Source organism: Pseudomonas sp. R76 (genome assembly GCF_009834565.1).
GTDB lineage: Bacteria > Pseudomonadota > Gammaproteobacteria > Pseudomonadales > Pseudomonadaceae > Aquipseudomonas.
Genome location: NZ_CP019428.1, coordinates 1,181,648 through 1,199,365 on the forward strand (window position 1 = coordinate 1,181,648; position 17,718 = coordinate 1,199,365).

Consider the following 17,718-nt stretch of genomic DNA (forward strand, 5'->3'; position numbering starts at 1 on the left):
CTCACACTCATCTTAAAGGCGGGGTTTATTCACCCTCGTCGAAGTAGTTATTGATCAGCTTCACCAAGGCGTCCATCGCTTCCTGTTCTTGCTCGCCTTCTGTCTTCAAGTGGATCTTGGTGCCCTTGCCGGCGGCCAGCATCATCATTGCCATGATGCTCTTGCCGTCAACCATGGATTCCGGCGTGCGCCCTGCGCGGATCTGGCAGGGGAACTGCCCGGCAACACCGACGAATTTGGCGGAAGCGCGAGCGTGCAGGCCCAGCTTGTTGATGATTTCAATTTCCAGAGCGGGCATCGCGGGGGTGTTCCTTTCAGCTAAGGTCGCGGTGGCGAACCTGGACGTTCTTGAGGGTTTGTTGCAGCACCTGGCCGAGGCGTTCGGTCAGGTAGACGGAGCGATGGTGACCGCCGGTGCAGCCAATGGCAATGGTGACATAGGCCCGATTGCTCGCAGCAAACCGCGGCAACCATTTGAGCAGGTAGCTGGAGATATCCTGGAACATCTCCTCAACATCCGGTTGTGCGGCCAGATATTCGGCCACGGGTTGGTCCAGCCCCGACTGATCACGCAGTTCAGGCTTCCAATAAGGGTTGGGCAGGCAGCGCACATCGAAGACCAGGTCGGCATCCACGGGCATGCCGCGCTTGAAACCGAACGACTCGACGAGGAATGCCGTACCGGGCTCGGGCTGGTTCAGCAGACGCAGCTTGATGGCGTCGCGCAACTGATACAGGTTCAGGCCGGTGGTGTTGATCTTGAGGTCGGCGAGGTCAATGATCGGGCCCAGCAGGGTGGTCTCGTCCTCGATGGCTTCGGCCAGCGAGCGGTGAGGGCTGCTGAGAGGGTGGCGTCGTCGGGTCTCGGAGAAACGCTTGAGCAGTGTTTCCTCGTCGGCGTCCAGGTACAGCACGTCGCAATGAATATGCTTGGCACGTACCTCCTCGAGCAATTGCGGGAATCGCTCAAGGTGGCTGGGCAGGTTGCGGGCGTCGATTGAAACGGCAACCAGAGGTTGCGCCAGTTCGGTGTGGATCAGCGCACGTTCCGCCAGTTCCGGCAGCAGGCCTGCGGGCAGGTTGTCGATGCAATAGAAACCGTTGTCCTCAAGAACGTTGAGGGCGGTGCTTTTACCCGAGCCAGAGCGGCCGCTGACGATGATCAAACGCATGATTACGGCCTGTTTTGTTCATCCAGGACAACCTGATAGAGCGCCTCATTGGTACTGGCACTGCGCAGTTTGTCGCGTACTTCCTTGCGGTCGAGCATGCTGGCTATCTGCCGGAGCAGTTCCAGGTGCGCATCGGTGGCAGCTTGCGGGACCAGCAGAACGAACAGCAGGTCGACCGGCGCGCCGTCGATGGCGTCGAAATCGATGGGTTTTTCCATGTGCAGCAGGGCACTGACCGGCGATTCACAGCCTTGAAGGCGACAGTGAGGAATGGCGATGCCGTTACCAAAACCGGTCGAACCGAGTTTTTCACGGGCGATCAGCGACTCGTACACAACTTGCTCATCCAGTTCAGGCACTTCGCGACTGATCAGTTTGGCAATTTCTTCGAGGGCTTTCTTTTTACTGCCGCCCGGCACGTTCACAAGAGAACGGCCGGGGGTCAGGATGGTTTCAAGTCGGATCATGGGTGGGGAGTGTTAGCGGCCTGTGCCCTGAAGAAGGCTCTGCTGCTTTTCCTTATGCTTTTTAAGTTGGCGGTCAAGCTTGTCAGTCAAGGCATCGATTGATGCATACATGTCTTCATGCTCGGCATTGGCGACTACTTCGCCGCCGGGAATCTGGAGGGTCGCCTCGATTTTCTGCTGGAGTTTGTCGACCTTCATGATCACTTGCACATTGGTGATCTTGTCAAAATGACCCTCAAGCCGCTTCAGCTTCTGCTCGACATACTCGCGCAGTGGAGGGGTGACTTCTACATGGTGTCCACTGATGTTGACTTGCATACAGCTTCTCCTTCGTTGCCAGTGCATAAAGCGGCAGGCCGGGGTGCCTGCCACTGGAACGCTATGGCCCGCCCGTCACATCAAACGCTTACGCTCGCTGGAAGGCGCGATCCCGAGAGACTCGCGGTACTTGGCGACGGTTCGACGGGCGACCTGAATGCCTTGTGCCTCCAGTAAACCAGCGATCTTACTGTCACTCAATGGCTTTTTCTGATTTTCCGCGGCAACCAGTTTTTTGATGATCGCGCGGATTGCCGTGGACGAGCATTCGCCGCCTTCGGAAGTGCTGACGTGGCTGGAGAAAAAGTATTTCAACTCATAAATACCCCGCGGGGTATGCATGAATTTCTGCGTGGTCACCCGCGAAATCGTTGATTCATGCATGCCTACCGCCTCGGCGATGTCATGCAGTACCAGCGGCTTCATGGCCTCATCGCCATATTCCAGGAAGCCACGCTGGTGCTCGACGATCTGGGTGGCCACTTTCATCAGGGTTTCGTTGCGGCTTTGCAGGCTCTTGATGAACCAGCGTGCTTCCTGCAACTGGTTGCGCATGAAGGTGTTGTCGGCGCTGGTGTCGGCACGCCGAACAAAACCTGCGTATTGCGGGTTGACCCGCAGGCGCGGCACTGATTCCTGGTTCAACTCCACCAGCCAACGCTCGTTGTCCTTGCGCACGATCACATCGGGCACGACGTATTCAGCTTCGCTGGACTCAATCTGCGAGCCTGGGCGAGGGTTGAGGCTCTGTACCAGCTCGATGACCTGGCGCAGGTCGTCTTCCTTGAGCTTCATGCGGCGCATCAGCTTGCTGTAGTCGCGGCTGCCCAGCAGGTCAATGTAGTCGGTAACCAGGCGCTGGGCCTCAGCGAGCCAAGGGGTCTTGGCGGGCAGTTGGCGCAGTTGCAGCAGCAGGCACTCGCTGAGAGTGCGGGCGCCGATACCGGCCGGCTCGAACTGCTGGATGCGGTGCAGCACGGCTTCGATTTCGTCCAGCTCGATGTCCAGTTCCGGGTCGAAGGCCTCGAGGATTTCATCGAGGGTTTCGTCCAGATAGCCCTGGTTATTGATGCAGTCGATCAGGGTGACGGCGATCAGGCGATCGGTGTCGGACATCGGTGCCAGGTTCAATTGCCAGAGCAAATGGCTCTGCAGGCTCTCGCCGGCGGACGTGCGGGTAGTGAAATCCCATTCGTCATCATCATTGCTCGGCAGGCTGCTGGCGCTGGTCTGGTAGACGTCTTCCCAGGCGGTGTCCACGGGAAGCTCGTTGGGGATGCGTTCGTTCCAATCGCCTTCCTCAAGGTTATCCACCGTGGGGGCGGTTTCCTGGTAGGAGGGTTCCTGTACGTCGGGATTGGGTTTTTGCTCGATGTTATCGGCCAGCGGGTCTGCGTTATCGAAGTCGTCGCCTTCTTCCTGGCGTTCGAGCATCGGATTTGACTCCAGGGCCTCCTGGATTTCCTGTTGCAGGTCCAGGGTCGACAATTGGAGCAGGCGGATGGCCTGTTGCAGCTGCGGTGTCATCGTCAGCTGCTGGCCCATTCTCAGGACTAGCGATGGTTTCATGGCAGGGGCTTAACACCTTATTCGCCGGCGCAATGCGCCATCCACGACAGGGCGCGTGAGCGCCAAACATAAGCAAATTATATGCCTGATATCGGGGGCTTTGCCTAGAGCGCGGTAACAATAAAAAAGTGGAGGTTTTTATTGACTCCCGCGCGCCTTGGCGAATGGCCAGACACCGCAGTGCTTACAGGCGGAACTCGTGGCCCAGGTACACTTCCTTGACCAGTTCGTTAGCCAGGATGGTGGCGGAATCGCCTTCGGCGATCAGCTGGCCATCGTTGACGATATAAGCCGTTTCACAGATATCGAGGGTCTCACGGACGTTGTGGTCGGTGATCAACACACCGATGCCCTTGGCCTTGAGGTGATGGATGATCTGCTTGATGTCGCCAACCGAGATCGGGTCGACGCCGGCAAACGGTTCGTCGAGCAGGATGAACTTCGGTGCGGTGGCCAGGGCGCGGGCGATTTCCACACGACGACGCTCACCACCCGACAGGCTCATGCCCAGGTTGTCGCGAATGTGGTTGATGTGGAACTCCTGCAGCAGGCTTTCCAGCTCTTTGCGACGGCCGTCACGGTCGAGTTCCTTGCGGGTCTCGAGGATCGCCATGATGTTGTCGGCAACCGACAGTTTGCGGAAGATCGACGCTTCCTGTGGAAGATAGCCGATACCGGCGCGTGCACGACCGTGCATTGGCTGGTGGCTGACGTCCAGGTCGTCAATCAATACACGTCCCTGATCCGCCTGAACCAATCCGACGATCATATAGAAGCAGGTGGTCTTGCCGGCACCGTTTGGGCCAAGCAAACCGACGATCTGGCCACTGTCGATCGACAGGCTCACGTCGCGTACGACTTGGCGGCTTTTATAGGCCTTGGCCAAGTGCTGGGCTTTCAGGGTTGCCATTAGTTCGCCTTCTTCGCAGCGGGTTTAGGCGCAGGCTGAGCCGCACCGTCTTTCTGCTTCGGCTGGATAACCATGTCGATACGCGGCTTCGGAGTGCCGATCTTCGCGCCGGTGGCGCGACCAGCCTGAGCGATCTGCTTCACGGTGTCGTAGGTGATTTTCTCACCGTCTGTCGTGTTGCCATCACTGCTCACAACCCTGGCCTGATCGATCAGGATGATACGGTTCTGCTGGGCGTGGTATTGGATGGTCTTGCCATAGCCCTTGATCGGGGCAGGGTCGGCGGCGGCCTGCTTCTGTTCGAAGTAAGCCAGGTTGCCCACGGATGTCACCACGTCAATGTCGCCAGCCGGCGTACGCGTGAGCGTCACCGTGTTGCCGGTGATTTTCATCGAGCCCTGGGTGATGATCACGCCGCCGGTGTAGGTGGCGACACCTTGTTTGTCATCCAGCTGCGCATCGTCAGCCTGAATGTGGATCGGTTGCTGGCTATCGTTCGGCAGAGCCCAGGCGCTCACGCTTCCCAGTGCTGCGCCCAGACCGAGCAAAATAGGGAGGGTTTTAACGAGCCTCATACTGTCCTCTTACGTTCGATAGCAGGTGTATCCTGCTTTCTTTCAAATACGCTTTCATTCCCTTGCCAGTCGATACACCGCCAGCGCCGTCGATTCTAACGTCTTGCTCGGTCTGCGCATATTGCTGTTGTGGGAAAACGGTCATGCGACTACTGGTAATGATGGTGTCGCGCTTCTTTTCGTCAGTGCGCGCAACGCGCACCGAGTCGATCAGTTCCACTTGAGTGCCGCCCTTGTTCACCTCACCGCGCTTGCTGGTGACGTGCCATGGGAACTCGGTGCCCCGGTAGAGATTCAGGTCGGGATTGGTCAGCAGGCTGACGTCCGTGGCCTTGAGGTTCTCGACTTTATCAGCGGTCATTTCGTACTGAACCTTGCCATCGGGCAGGAACTGTATGGTGTGAGCGTTGATGGCGTAATAGGCGATAGCGCTATCGTCGACGGCCGCGACGGGCTTGTCGAGGAAGCGCTCCGGGCTGATATTCCAGTAGCCCACCGCCAGGAACAGCGCGGCGATGACTGCGAATAGCAGGAAGTTGCGAATCTTTTTGCTCAGCATAAAACGCTCTATAGGTAGGCGGCGTGGGCCGCTTCAAGGCTGCCCTGGGCACGCAGGATCAACTCGCAGAACTCGCGGGCAGCACCTTCACCGCCACGTGCGGCAGTAATGCCGTGGGCGTGTTCGCGAACAAACGCCGCCGCATTCGCGACGGCCATGCCCAGGCCCACCCGGCGAATCACCGGCAGGTCAGGCAGATCGTCACCCAGGTAAGCGACTTGCTCATAGCTTAGGTTGAGTTGGCCAAGAAGCTCGTCCAGAACCACCAGTTTATCCTCGCGGCCCTGATACAGGTGAGGAATCCCCAGGTTTTGTGCGCGGCGTTCCACTACCGGTGTTTTTCGACCACTGATAATCGCCGTTTGCACACCCGCCGCCATCAACATCTTGATGCCTTGGCCGTCGAGGGTGTTGAACGTCTTGAATTCACTGCCATCTTCGAGAAAGTACAGGCGGCCATCGGTCAACACGCCATCGACGTCGAAAATCGCCAGCTTGATGTTTTTGCCGCGTTGCAAAAGGTCGTCGGACATTTACATCACTCCCGCACGCAGCAAGTCGTGCATATTCAGGGCGCCAATCGGGCGGTCGTCGCTATTGACCACCACCAGCGCGCCGATCTTGTGGTCTTCCATGATCTTCAGCGCTTCGGCTGCAAGCATCTCGGGGCGGGCGGTCTTGCCGTGTGGTGTCATGACCGCGTCAATCGTTGCAGTATGGATATCGATGGTGCGGTCCAGTGTGCGGCGCAGGTCGCCGTCAGTGAACACGCCGGCCAGTCGCCCGTCGGCTTCCAGGATGACGGTCATGCCCAGGCCCTTGCGGGTCATTTCCATCAGCGCGTCCTTCAGCAAGGTGCCGCGCTGCACGTGGGGCAATTCATCGCCCGAGTGCATGACGTTTTCCACTTTCAGCAGCAAGCGACGGCCGAGGGCGCCGCCTGGATGGGAAAACGCAAAATCTTCAGCGGTAAAGCCGCGGGCTTCCAGCAGTGCCACGGCCAATGCATCGCCCATGACCAGGGCGGCAGTCGTAGAGGACGTCGGCGCCAGGTTCAGCGGGCAGGCTTCGTGGTCCACGTGAACATTCAAGTTGACCTCGGCGGCCTTGGCCAGCGTCGAGTCCGGGTTGCCGGTAATGCTGATCATCTGGATGCCCAGGCGCTTGATCAGCGGCAACAGTGTCACGATTTCATTGGTACTGCCGGAGTTCGACAGCGCCAGGATGATGTCATCCTTGGTGATCATGCCCATGTCGCCGTGGCTGGCTTCGGCCGGGTGTACGAAAAAAGCCGTGGTGCCGGTGCTTGCCAGCGTGGCGGCGATCTTGTTGCCGACGTGGCCGGATTTGCCCATGCCGACCACGACAACGCGGCCCTTGCTGGCCAGAATCATCTCGCAGGCGCGTACGAAATCCGCGTCGATATGGGCCAGTAAACCTTCTACGGCTTCAAGCTCGAGGCGGATGGTGCGTTGTGCGGATTGAATGAGGTCGCTGGATTGGCTCATGTCTGAAATCGTATAGCCTGACGAAAAGTCGGCGATTATAGCGGTAATGATCAATTCCCTCACGCAAGTTCGTCAGGCTTTATTCGGCAGTTGCTTGAGATTCGTCCTCAGCAGCGTTTTTTCCCTGTCCCGAATCTGAACGAGCGCGGTTCCGGCCTTGGGGACGCTGTACCAGCAGTGATATAGTTCGCCGCCAGTTCGGTCCGCCCAACCCATGTTGCTAATTATTGCGCATCTGTCGCAAACGAATGTCGCAAGCGTGGTGTCTGAGTGAAAGGCTGCATCCCAAGGAGATTAGATGAGTGCCGATAACGCCTACGCGGTCGAGCTGAAGGGCCTTACCTTCAAGCGCGGGACGCGCAGCATCTTCAATAACGTCGATATTCGCATTCCCCGCGGCAAGGTCACGGGCATCATGGGGCCTTCCGGTTGCGGCAAGACCACCCTGTTGCGCCTGATGGGCATGCAATTGCGGCCTAGCGCCGGCGAAGTTTGGGTCAACGGCCAGAACCTGCCGACGCTGTCGCGCAGCGATCTGTTCGATGCGCGCAAGCATATGGGTGTGTTGTTCCAGAGCGGTGCGCTGTTCACCGACCTCGATGTTTTCGAGAACGTAGCCTTTCCGCTGCGGGTGCACACCGAGCTGTCCGATGAAATGATTCGTGACATCGTATTGCTGAAACTGCAGGCCGTCGGCCTTCGCGGCGCCATCGACCTGATGCCCGACGAATTGTCCGGCGGCATGAAGCGCCGCGTTGCGCTGGCGCGGGCCATCGCCCTCGATCCGCAGATCCTCATGTATGACGAGCCCTTCGTAGGCCAGGACCCGATCGCCATGGGCGTGCTGGTGCGCCTGATCCGCCTGCTCAACGATGCGTTGGGGATCACCAGTATCGTGGTATCCCACGACCTGGCCGAAACCGCGAGCATTGCCGACTACCTTTATGTAGTCGGCGATGGTCAGGTGCTGGGGCAGGGCACGCCTGAAGAGCTGATGAACGCTGATAACCCGCGCATTCGCCAATTCATGACCGGCGATCCCGATGGCCCGGTGCCCTTTCATTTTCCGGCAGCGGACTACCGCGCAGATCTTCTGGGGAAGCGCTGATGCGCAAGACATCTTTACTCGAGAAGGTTCGCCTTTTCGGTCGTTCCGGTATTGACCTCGTCGAGGTGCTGGGGCGTTCGACGATTTTACTGTTTCACGCGTTGCTCGGTCGCGGCGGCATTGGCGGCGGTTTCGGCTTGCTGATCAAGCAGCTGCATTCGGTCGGCGTGATGTCCCTGGTCATCATCGTGGTTTCCGGGATTTTCATCGGCATGGTGCTGGCGCTGCAGGGGTTTAACATTCTCTCCAGCTACGGTTCGGAGCAGGCGGTCGGGCAGATGGTGGCCCTGACGCTGTTGCGCGAACTTGGCCCGGTGGTCACCGCCTTGCTGTTTGCCGGGCGTGCAGGTTCTGCATTGACTGCCGAGATCGGCAACATGAAGTCCACCGAGCAGTTGTCCAGCCTGGAAATGATCGGCGTGGACCCGCTCAAGTACATTGTTGCCCCGCGCCTGTGGGCCGGCTTCATTTCCCTGCCTCTGCTGGCAATGATTTTCAGCGTGGTGGGCATTTGGGGCGGTTCCTGGGTGGCGGTTGACTGGTTGGGCGTCTATGACGGCTCGTACTGGGGCAACATGCAAAACAGCGTGACCTTCAGCGGCGACGTGCTCAACGGCATCATAAAGAGCATCGTCTTCGCCTTTGTAGTGACCTGGATCGCCGTATTCCAAGGCTACGACTGTGAGCCCACTTCAGAAGGGATCAGTCGCGCCACCACCAAGACCGTTGTGTACGCCTCGCTGGCGGTACTGGGCCTTGACTTCATTTTGACCGCCTTGATGTTTGGAGATTTCTGATGCAAAACCGCACTGTGGAAATCGGTGTCGGCCTTTTCTTGCTGGCTGGCATCCTGGCTTTACTGTTGCTGGCCCTGCGAGTCAGTGGCCTGTCGGCCAGCCCCACCGCCGATACTTATAAACTTTACGCGTACTTCGACAATATCGCCGGTTTGACTGTCAGAGCTAAAGTGACCATGGCTGGTGTAACCATCGGCAAGGTCACCGCAATCGATCTGGATCGCGACAGCTTCACCGGCCGAGTGACCATGCAAGTGGACAAGAAGGTAGATAATCTGCCGACTGACTCCACTGCATCTATCCTCACTGCGGGTTTGCTGGGCGAGAAGTACATCGGCGTCAGCGTGGGCGGGGAAACAGCCTTGCTCAAGGATGGTTCGACAATCCACGACACACAGTCGTCGTTGGTGCTTGAAGACTTGATCGGTAAATTCCTGCTCAATACGGTCAATAAAGACGCCAAATGAGGAATCTGTTCATGATCTCTACCTTGCGACGTGGCCTGCTGGTGCTGCTTGCAGTACTGCCTATGATGGCCAACGCGGCGGGTTCTGCACACGATCTGGTGCAGGATACGACCAACAAGATGTTGGCTGACCTGACCGCCAACAAAGAGCAGTACAAGCAAGACCCGAGCAAATTTTATGATGCGCTGAATACCATTGTCGGTCCGGTGGTCGATGCCGAAGGCATTTCCCGCAGCATCATGACCGTCAAGTATTCACGCAAGGCCACGCCTGCGCAGATGAAGACCTTCGAGGAAAACTTCAAGAAGGGCCTGTTCCAGTTCTATGGCAATGCCCTGCTGGAGTACAACAACCAAGGCATTACCGTGGCACCGGCCGGGGATGAGTCGGGTGATCGCACCAGCGTCAACATGACCGTCAAGGGCACCAACGGCGCCGTCTATCCAGTGCAATACACGCTGGAGAAGGTTAACGGCGAGTGGAAACTGCGCAATGTGATCATCAACGGCATCAACATTGGCAAGCTGTTCCGCGATCAGTTCGCTGACGCCATGCAGCGCAATGGCAACGACCTGGACAAGACCATCAATGGTTGGGCCGGTGAAGTCGCCAAAGCCAAGGAAGAAACCGACAAACAAGCTGGGAAGCCAGCGCAATGACCGAGTCGGCTGTTCGTCTTGGCGACGCCGGCGAGTTGTTTATCAGCGGCGTGCTGGATTACCGCTCCGGGCCCGACCTGCGCAAGCAAGGTCAGGCGCTGATCAACAGCAGCAACGCGCCTGCGCTGGTGCTGGATTGTTCGGCGGTGACCAAGTCCAGCAGCGTCGGCCTGTCGTTGTTGCTGTGCTTCATGCGCGATGCCGAAGCGGTCAAGAAGCCGGTCAGCGTCCGTGCGTTGCCTGAAGACATGCGCGAAATTGCGCAAGTTTCCGGTCTGACCGAGCTGTTGGCACATCCTTAATACACACTATTAAAGAAGCCCCCCGTCAGAGTCCTGCTATGCGGGGTTCGCAGGCGCGGGGCTTTTTTGTATGATGTGCGACCCGTGCGCACTGGGCGCCGATAGAGGTTGAGCATGCAGGCCCTAGAAGTTAAAAGCTTCCTTGAAGGAAAGCTGCCCGAAACGAACGTAGAAGTTGAAGGCGAAGGCTGCAATTTCCAGCTGAACGTGATTAGCGATGAACTGGCGGCACTCAGCCCGGTCAAGCGTCAACAGCAGATCTATGCCCATTTGAACCCGTGGATCACCGATGGCAGCATCCACGCGGTCACTATGAAATTTTTCAGCCGCGCGGCCTGGGCCGAGCGCACCTGAGCCCCCAAGGCGTCGAGATTCTTATGGATAAATTGATTATTACCGGCGGTGCCCGCCTAGATGGCGAGATCCGCATTTCCGGTGCGAAAAACTCCGCCTTGCCGATCCTGGCAGCGACCCTGCTGTGCGATGGCCCGGTTACCGTGGCCAACCTGCCGCACCTGCACGACATCACCACCATGATCGAGCTGTTCGGTCGCATGGGCATTGAGCCGGTGATCGACGAGAAGCTGTCGGTCGAAATCGACCCGCGCACCATCAAAACCCTGATCGCCCCGTACGAACTGGTGAAAACCATGCGTGCGTCGATCCTGGTACTGGGCCCGATGGTTGCCCGTTTCGGTGAAGCCGAAGTCGCACTGCCTGGCGGTTGCGCCATCGGTTCGCGTCCGGTCGACCTGCATATCCGTGGTCTTGAAGCCATGGGCGCGACCATCGACGTCGAAGGTGGCTACATCAAGGCCAAGGCGCCGGAAGGCGGCCTGCGTGGTGCCAACTTCTTCTTTGATACCGTCAGCGTAACCGGCACCGAGAACATCATGATGGCCGCTGCCCTGGCCAACGGTCGCAGCGTTCTGCAAAACGCCGCGCGCGAGCCGGAAGTGGTCGACCTGGCCAACTTCCTGATCGCCATGGGTGCCAACATCACCGGCGCCGGTACCGATACCATCACCATCGAAGGTGTTAAGCGCCTGCACTCGGCCACCTACAAGGTGATGCCAGACCGCATCGAGACCGGCACCTACCTGGTGGCTGCTGCCGTTACCGGTGGCCGCGTCAAGGTCAAGGACACCGATCCGACCATCCTTGAAGCGGTGCTGGAAAAACTCAAGGAAGCCGGTGCTGAAATCACCACCGGTGCCGACTGGATCGAGCTGAACATGCACGGCAAGCGGCCAAAAGCCGTGAACGTGCGTACCGCTCCGTACCCGGCGTTCCCGACCGACATGCAAGCGCAGTTCATTTCCTTGAACGCAATTGCCGAAGGCACCGGCGCCGTGATCGAGACCATCTTCGAAAACCGCTTCATGCACGTGTATGAACTGCACCGCATGGGCGCCAAGATCCAGGTCGAAGGCAACACGGCCATCGTTACCGGTATCGACAAGCTCAAGGGCGCGCCAGTGATGGCTACCGACCTGCGTGCTTCGGCCAGCCTGGTGATCTCGGCGTTGTGCGCCGACGGCGACACCCTGATCGACCGCATCTACCACATCGACCGTGGTTACGAGTGCATCGAAGAGAAGCTGCAGATGCTCGGCGCCAAGATCCGCCGCGTACCGGGCTAATACCCGTAACTGCAAACCCTTCCTGTGGCAAGCTCCCTCGCCACAGGAAGGTGTTTGTTGTTAAATGGTTCGTTTCAAATCGAGGCTGTAATGGCCTCGATCTGTGTCTGGCGCCGTTTGCGACCGGACAGCAATAGCCTGATGAAGGACTGACGTTTCCCATGTTGACCATCGCACTGTCGAAGGGCCGCATCCTTGACGACACTTTGCCGCTTCTGGCTGAAGCGGGCATCGTGCCAACCGAGAATCCGGACAAGAGCCGCAAGCTGATCATCCCCACGACCCAGGACGACGTTCGCCTGCTGATCGTGCGTGCCACCGACGTGCCGACTTACGTTGAACATGGCGCGGCCGACCTCGGTGTGGCCGGTAAAGACGTGCTGATGGAATACGGTGGCCAGGGCCTGTACGAGCCGCTGGACCTGCGCATCGCCCTGTGCAAGCTGATGACCGCCGGCCGTGTCGGTGACGTCGAGCCTAAAGGCCGCCTGCGCGTGGCCACCAAGTTCGTCAACGTTGCCAAGCGCTACTACGCCGAGCAAGGCCGCCAGGTCGACATCATCAAGCTCTACGGTTCGATGGAGCTGGCCCCGCTGATCGGCCTGGCCGACAAGATCATCGACGTGGTCGACACCGGCAACACCCTGCGCGCCAACGGTCTTGAGCCCCAGGATTTCATCGCTGACATCAGCTCCCGCCTGATCGTCAACAAAGCCTCCATGAAAATGCAACACGCCCGTATCCAGGCGTTGATCGACACCCTGCGCAAGGCAGTGGAGTCTCGACACCGCGGTTGACTCACCCGCGCGACCCCAGGTCGCGCCCGTCTATCCGCCTCATAGCCAGAATTCTCAGGTGCCCAAGCGGATCGACTGCTGGGAAGGTGCGCTGACGTTCAATAACGAAGCGCGCCTTACCCCAAAAGGCAACTTATGTTAGTAGAAGATTCTTTTTTCAATAATTAGCGACGCGTAGCAGCTTGCCTTTTGAGGTAAGGCCCTGCGGGTTGGCACTGTGGTCGCGCCATGCTGCGTTGCGGGACTTGGTAAGGAAACAACCCTTACCAGCGTCCCGCGCCTTGCCTGGCACAACCACAGTACCAACGCGCTTCGTTATTGAACGTCAGCGCACCTTCGGGCGCCTGAGTTTTTGCCAATTCTATTGAGGCCCTCGCTATGACCACGTCCACTGCAATTGCCCGACTCAACGCTGCCGACCCGGATTTCGCCCATCATCTGGATCATCTGCTGAGCTGGGAAAGCGTGTCCGACGACTCGGTCAACGGGCGGGTGCTCGACATCATCAAGGCCGTGCGCGAGCGCGGTGATGCGGCGCTGGTGGACTTCACCCGCCAGTTTGACGGCCTGGATGTGGCGTCCATGTCCGACCTGATCCTGCCGCGCGAGCGCCTTGAGCTGGCCCTGACGCGCATCACCGCGCCTCAGCGTGAAGCCCTCGAAGTCGCGGCGGCGCGGGTTCGCAGCTACCACGAGAAACAGAAGCAGGATTCCTGGAGCTACACCGAGGCCGACGGCACCGTGCTGGGCCAGAAGGTCACGCCGCTGGATCGCGCCGGTTTGTACGTGCCAGGTGGTAAAGCCTCGTACCCGTCTTCGGTGTTGATGAACGCTATCCCGGCCAAAGTGGCGGGCGTGACCGAAGTGGTCATGGTGGTGCCGACGCCACGCGGTGAAATCAACGAGCTGGTGCTGGCGGCTGCGTGCATCGCCGGTGTTGACCGCGTGTTCACCATCGGCGGCGCCCAGGCCGTTGCGGCCCTGGCCTACGGCACCGAAAGCGTGCCGAAAGTCGACAAAGTGGTCGGCCCGGGTAACATCTATGTGGCCACCGCCAAGCGTCACGTGTTCGGCCAGGTCGGTATCGACATGATCGCCGGTCCTTCGGAAATCCTCGTGGTGTGTGACGGCCAGACCGACCCGGACTGGATCGCCATGGACCTGTTCTCCCAGGCCGAGCACGACGAGGACGCCCAGGCGATTCTGGTCAGCCCCGACGCCGAGTTCCTCGACAAGGTCGCCGCCAGCATCGACAAGCTGCTGCCGACCATGGACCGCGCCGAGATCATCGAGAAATCGATCAATGGCCGCGGTGCGCTGATTCTGGTGCGTGACATGGAGCAGGCCATCGAAGTGGCCAACCGCATCGCCCCGGAACACTTGGAGTTGTCCGTCGCCGACCCACAAGCCTGGCTGCCGTCGATTCGTCACGCCGGTGCGATCTTCATGGGCCGCCACACCAGCGAAGCGCTGGGCGACTACTGCGCAGGCCCGAACCACGTGCTGCCGACCTCCGGCACCGCACGGTTCTCGTCGCCGCTTGGGGTGTATGACTTCCAGAAGCGTTCGTCGATCATCTTCTGCTCGCCACAAGGCGCCTCCGAACTGGGCAAGACCGCCTCGGTGCTGGCCCGTGGTGAATCGCTCAGCGCCCACGCCCGCAGCGCTGAATACCGCATCCTTGAAGAGGGGAAATAAGACATGAGTAAATTCTGGAGCCCCTTCGTCAAGGACCTCGTGCCTTACGTGCCCGGCGAACAGCCGAAGCTGACCAAGCTGGTCAAGCTCAACACCAACGAGAACCCCTACGGCCCGTCGCCCAAGGCATTGGCCGCGATGCAGAGCGAGTTGAACGACAACCTGCGCCTGTACCCAGACCCCAACAGCGACCTGCTCAAGCAGGCGGTGGCCAAGTATTACGCAATCGACGCCAGCAAAGTCTTCCTTGGTAACGGTTCCGACGAAGTCCTGGCGCACATCTTCCACGGTTTGCTCCAGCACGATTTGCCGCTGCTGTTCCCGGACATCAGCTACAGCTTCTATCCGGTTTACTGCGGCCTCTATGGCATCAAATCCGACCCGGTGCCATTGGACGAGCAGTTCCAGATTCGTGTGGCCGACTACGCCAAGCCCAACGGCGGGATCATCTTCCCCAACCCGAACGCGCCGACCGGCTGCGTGCTGGCGCTGGATGCAGTCGAGCAGATCCTCAAGGCCAGCCCGGATTCGGTGGTGGTGGTTGATGAAGCCTATATCGACTTCGGTGGCGAAACCGCTATCAGCCTGGTGGACCGCTACCCGAATTTGCTGGTAACACAAACCCTGTCCAAATCGCGCTCACTGGCCGGTTTGCGTGTGGGCCTGGCCGTGGGCCACCCGGACCTGATCGAGGCGCTGGAGCGGGTCAAGAACAGCTTCAACTCCTACCCGCTCGATCGCCTGGCGATTGTTGGTGCGGCGGCGGCGTTCGACGACCGTGAATACTTCGAGAAGACGTGCCAGCTGGTGATCGAGAGCCGCAACAAAGTGGTCGCGCAGTTGGAAGGCAAGGGCTTTGAAGTGCTGCCGTCGGCAGCCAACTTCATCTTTGCCCGTCACCCACAGCACGATGCGGCCGGGTTGGCAGCCAAGTTGCGTGAGCAGGGCGTGATTGTGCGGCACTTCAAGCAGGAGCGGATTGCCCAGTTCCTGCGGATCAGCATCGGTACGCCGGAGCAGAACCAGGCGCTTATCGATGGCCTCGGCGAGCTCTAACGACCACTGAAATCAAATGTGGGAGCTGGCTTGCCTGCGATAGCGGTGTATCAAACGACGTATATGTCGACTGTTACACCGCTATCGCAGGCAAGCCAGCTCCCACACTGATTTGCGTTGGGTCAGTTACAGCAACGGCTCATCCGGCTTCTTGTTCTTCCAGCCATCATTGCCCGGCAGCAGCAGGTTCAACGCAATCGCTACCACCGCACACAAGGCGATGCCCTTGAGGCCGAAATCATCCGGGCCCGTGTCGGTGCCGACCAGCACACCGCCAATACCAAACACCAGGGTCACCGACACAATCACCAGGTTGCGCGCTTCGCCGAGGTCGATCTTGTGGCGGATCAGCGTGTTCATGCCCACGGCCGCAATCGAGCCGAACAGCAAGCACAGAATCCCGCCCATCACCGGCACCGGGATGCTTTGCAGCAGTGCGCCGAACTTGCCGATAAACGCCAGGCTGATGGCAAACACCGCCGCCCAGGTCATGATTTTCGGGTTGTAGTTCTTGGTCAGCATCACCGCGCCGGTCACTTCGGCGTAGGTGGTGTTCGGCGGGCCGCCAAACAGGCCGGCAGCCGTGGTGGCAATGCCGTCACCCAACAGCGTGCGGTGCAAGCCAGGCTTCTTCAGGTAGTCACGACCGGTCACGCTGCCCACCGCAATCACACCGCCGATATGCTCGATCGCCGGGGCCAGGGCCACCGGCACGATGAACAGAATCGCCTGCCAGTTGAATTCCGGCGCGGTGAAGTGGGGCAGGGCGAACCAGGGCGCTGCAGCGATTTTCGCCGTGTCGACCACACCAAAGTAGAACGACATGGCAAAGCCAACCAGCACACCGGAAATGATCGGCACCAGGCGAAATATGCCTTTGCCGAACACCGCCACGATCAAGGTGGTCAGCAGTGCGGGCATCGAGATCAGCATCGCCGTCTGGTAATGGATCAGTTCGCTGCCATCACCGGCTTTACCCATCGCCATGTTGGCGGCAATCGGCGCCATGGCCAGGCCGATGGAAATGATCACCGGGCCGATCACCACCGGCGGCAGCAGCCGGTCGATGAAACCGGTGCCTTTGATCTTCACCGCCAGGCCGAGAAAGGTATAAACGAAACCCGCCGCCATCACTCCGCCCATGGTCGCCGCCAGGCCGAACTGGCCCTTGGCGAGAATGATCGGGGTGATAAACGCAAAGCTCGATGCCAGAAATACCGGCACCTGCCGCCCTGTCACCACCTGGAACAACAACGTGCCCAGGCCTGCGGTAAACAGTGCGACGTTTGGATCAAGACCTGTGATCAGTGGCATCAACACCAGCGCGCCAAATGCTACGAAGAGCATCTGTGCGCCAGACAGGATCTGGCGCCAAAGCGGGTCGTTGAATTCATCCTGCATGCTCACGCGTCCTTCTGCTTGGTGCCGAAGATCTTGTCACCGGCATCACCCAGGCCTGGGATGATGTAGCCGTGTTCGTTCAGGCGCTCATCAATGGACGCGGTGTAGATCTGCACGTCCGGGTGGGCTTTCTCGACGGCGGCAATGCCTTCGGGCGCGGCAACCAGCACCATGGCGCGGATGTCCTTGCAACCGGCCTTTTTCAGCAGGTCGATGGTGGCAACCATGGAACTGCCGGTGGCGAGCATCGGGTCGATGATCATTGCCAGGCGCTCGTTGATTTCCGGGACGAGTTTTTCCAGGTAGGTGTGGGCCTGCAATGTTTCTTCATTGCGGGCCACGCCGACGGCGCTGACTTTGGCGCCCGGGATCAGGCTGAGTACGCCTTCGAGCATGCCGATACCGGCGCGCAGGATCGGCACCACGGTGATTTTCTTACCGGCGATTTTTTCCACCTGTACGGGACCGGCCCAACCGGGGATCTCGTAGCTTTCCAGGGGCAAATCTTTGGTGGCTTCATAAGTGAGCAGCGCTCCGACTTCCTGAGCAAGCTCACGGAAATTCTTCGTGCTAATGTCGGCACGGCGCATAAGGCCGAGTTTGTGTCTGATCAGCGGGTGGCGGATCTCGCGAGTGGGCATGGGAAAAGCTCCGGCGGCGGGCAAAAAAACCGGCCTAGATTAATCTATCCGAGGGTGTTGTCCTATAGACA

Annotated in this window: 22 protein-coding genes; 10 read left to right on the forward strand and 12 right to left on the reverse strand. The window is 59.2% G+C overall.

Annotated elements, in window-relative coordinates; translation table 11 throughout:
• Positions 1-25: 25 nt before the first annotated feature.
• The 10 genes from PspR76_RS05215 to PspR76_RS05260 form a co-directional block, all read right to left on the reverse strand.
• Entirely contained in the window at positions 26-298 is a 273-nt protein-coding gene (locus PspR76_RS05215) for an HPr family phosphocarrier protein (protein ID WP_017138240.1), read from the reverse strand.
• A gap of 16 nt (positions 299-314) precedes the next feature.
• Positions 315-1,172, reverse strand: coding sequence for an RNase adapter RapZ (gene rapZ / locus PspR76_RS05220; RefSeq protein ID WP_159954257.1), 858 nt, complete (start codon positions 1,170-1,172; stop codon positions 315-317).
• Positions 1,173-1,174: 2 nt separating this feature from the next.
• Positions 1,175-1,639, reverse strand: a complete 465-nt coding sequence (gene ptsN / locus PspR76_RS05225; protein WP_159954258.1) for a PTS IIA-like nitrogen regulatory protein PtsN — start codon at positions 1,637-1,639, stop codon at positions 1,175-1,177.
• A 12-nt stretch (positions 1,640-1,651) separates the two neighbouring features.
• Positions 1,652-1,957 carry a ribosome hibernation-promoting factor, HPF/YfiA family gene (hpf, locus tag PspR76_RS05230; RefSeq protein WP_017138237.1) on the reverse strand — a complete coding sequence of 102 codons (306 nt, stop codon included), beginning with the start codon at positions 1,955-1,957 and terminating at the stop codon, positions 1,652-1,654.
• A gap of 75 nt (positions 1,958-2,032) precedes the next feature.
• Positions 2,033-3,526 (reverse strand): RNA polymerase factor sigma-54, encoded by a 1,494-nt coding sequence (locus tag PspR76_RS05235; RefSeq protein WP_159954259.1) that lies wholly within the window; start codon positions 3,524-3,526, stop codon positions 2,033-2,035.
• 184 nt (positions 3,527-3,710) lie between these two features.
• A complete protein-coding gene (gene lptB / locus PspR76_RS05240; protein WP_003171806.1) occupies positions 3,711-4,436 on the reverse strand; it encodes an LPS export ABC transporter ATP-binding protein in 726 nt (241 codons plus the stop codon).
• Complete coding sequence (gene lptA / locus PspR76_RS05245; RefSeq protein WP_159954260.1) at positions 4,436-5,011, reverse strand: lipopolysaccharide transport periplasmic protein LptA; 576 nt, start codon at positions 5,009-5,011, stop codon at positions 4,436-4,438. The genes lptB and lptA overlap by 1 nt, the downstream gene beginning before the upstream one ends.
• On the reverse strand, positions 4,998-5,570 hold the full coding sequence (gene lptC, locus PspR76_RS05250; RefSeq protein WP_159954261.1) for an LPS export ABC transporter periplasmic protein LptC: 573 nt from the start codon (positions 5,568-5,570) through the stop codon (positions 4,998-5,000). Before lptC ends, lptA begins: the two co-directional genes overlap by 14 nt.
• Before the next feature lie 8 nt (positions 5,571-5,578).
• Positions 5,579-6,103 (reverse strand): KdsC family phosphatase, encoded by a 525-nt coding sequence (locus PspR76_RS05255; protein WP_159954262.1) that lies wholly within the window; start codon positions 6,101-6,103, stop codon positions 5,579-5,581.
• A complete protein-coding gene (locus tag PspR76_RS05260) occupies positions 6,104-7,078 on the reverse strand; it encodes a KpsF/GutQ family sugar-phosphate isomerase (protein WP_159954263.1) in 975 nt (324 codons plus the stop codon).
• 298 nt (positions 7,079-7,376) lie between these two features.
• Here PspR76_RS05260 and PspR76_RS05265 point away from each other — a divergent pair, with 298 nt between their 5' ends.
• From PspR76_RS05265 to hisC, 10 genes are all read left to right on the forward strand, one after another.
• On the forward strand, positions 7,377-8,186 hold the full coding sequence (locus PspR76_RS05265) for an ATP-binding cassette domain-containing protein (protein ID WP_159954264.1): 810 nt from the start codon (positions 7,377-7,379) through the stop codon (positions 8,184-8,186).
• A complete protein-coding gene (gene mlaE / locus PspR76_RS05270) occupies positions 8,186-8,983 on the forward strand; it encodes a lipid asymmetry maintenance ABC transporter permease subunit MlaE (RefSeq protein WP_159954265.1) in 798 nt (265 codons plus the stop codon). The genes PspR76_RS05265 and mlaE overlap by 1 nt, the downstream gene beginning before the upstream one ends.
• Complete coding sequence (gene mlaD / locus PspR76_RS05275; RefSeq protein WP_005784855.1) at positions 8,983-9,450, forward strand: outer membrane lipid asymmetry maintenance protein MlaD; 468 nt, start codon at positions 8,983-8,985, stop codon at positions 9,448-9,450. The genes mlaE and mlaD overlap by 1 nt, the downstream gene beginning before the upstream one ends.
• A gap of 11 nt (positions 9,451-9,461) precedes the next feature.
• A complete protein-coding gene (locus PspR76_RS05280; protein ID WP_159954266.1) occupies positions 9,462-10,109 on the forward strand; it encodes an MlaC/ttg2D family ABC transporter substrate-binding protein in 648 nt (215 codons plus the stop codon).
• On the forward strand, positions 10,106-10,411 hold the full coding sequence (locus PspR76_RS05285; protein WP_159954267.1) for an STAS domain-containing protein: 306 nt from the start codon (positions 10,106-10,108) through the stop codon (positions 10,409-10,411). The genes PspR76_RS05280 and PspR76_RS05285 overlap by 4 nt, the downstream gene beginning before the upstream one ends.
• Positions 10,412-10,525: 114 nt before the next feature.
• Positions 10,526-10,765, forward strand: a complete 240-nt coding sequence (locus PspR76_RS05290; RefSeq protein WP_008434291.1) for a BolA family protein — start codon at positions 10,526-10,528, stop codon at positions 10,763-10,765.
• Positions 10,766-10,788: 23 nt separating this feature from the next.
• A complete protein-coding gene (gene murA / locus PspR76_RS05295; protein WP_159954268.1) occupies positions 10,789-12,054 on the forward strand; it encodes a UDP-N-acetylglucosamine 1-carboxyvinyltransferase in 1,266 nt (421 codons plus the stop codon).
• A 161-nt stretch (positions 12,055-12,215) separates the two neighbouring features.
• Positions 12,216-12,851, forward strand: coding sequence for an ATP phosphoribosyltransferase (gene hisG, locus PspR76_RS05300; RefSeq protein WP_003188599.1), 636 nt, complete (start codon positions 12,216-12,218; stop codon positions 12,849-12,851).
• A 378-nt stretch (positions 12,852-13,229) separates the two neighbouring features.
• Positions 13,230-14,549, forward strand: coding sequence for a histidinol dehydrogenase (gene hisD / locus PspR76_RS05305; RefSeq protein WP_159954269.1), 1,320 nt, complete (start codon positions 13,230-13,232; stop codon positions 14,547-14,549).
• Positions 14,550-14,552: 3 nt separating this feature from the next.
• Positions 14,553-15,605 (forward strand): histidinol-phosphate transaminase, encoded by a 1,053-nt coding sequence (gene hisC / locus PspR76_RS05310; RefSeq protein ID WP_159954270.1) that lies wholly within the window; start codon positions 14,553-14,555, stop codon positions 15,603-15,605.
• A 126-nt stretch (positions 15,606-15,731) separates the two neighbouring features.
• On the opposite strand, the gene PspR76_RS05315 is transcribed toward hisC, so the two are convergent.
• Entirely contained in the window at positions 15,732-17,006 is a 1,275-nt protein-coding gene (locus PspR76_RS05315; protein ID WP_159954271.1) for a uracil-xanthine permease family protein, read from the reverse strand.
• Positions 17,007-17,008: 2 nt separating this feature from the next.
• Positions 17,009-17,647 (reverse strand): uracil phosphoribosyltransferase, encoded by a 639-nt coding sequence (upp, locus tag PspR76_RS05320; protein WP_024073483.1) that lies wholly within the window; start codon positions 17,645-17,647, stop codon positions 17,009-17,011.
• Positions 17,648-17,718: the final 71 nt, after the last annotated feature.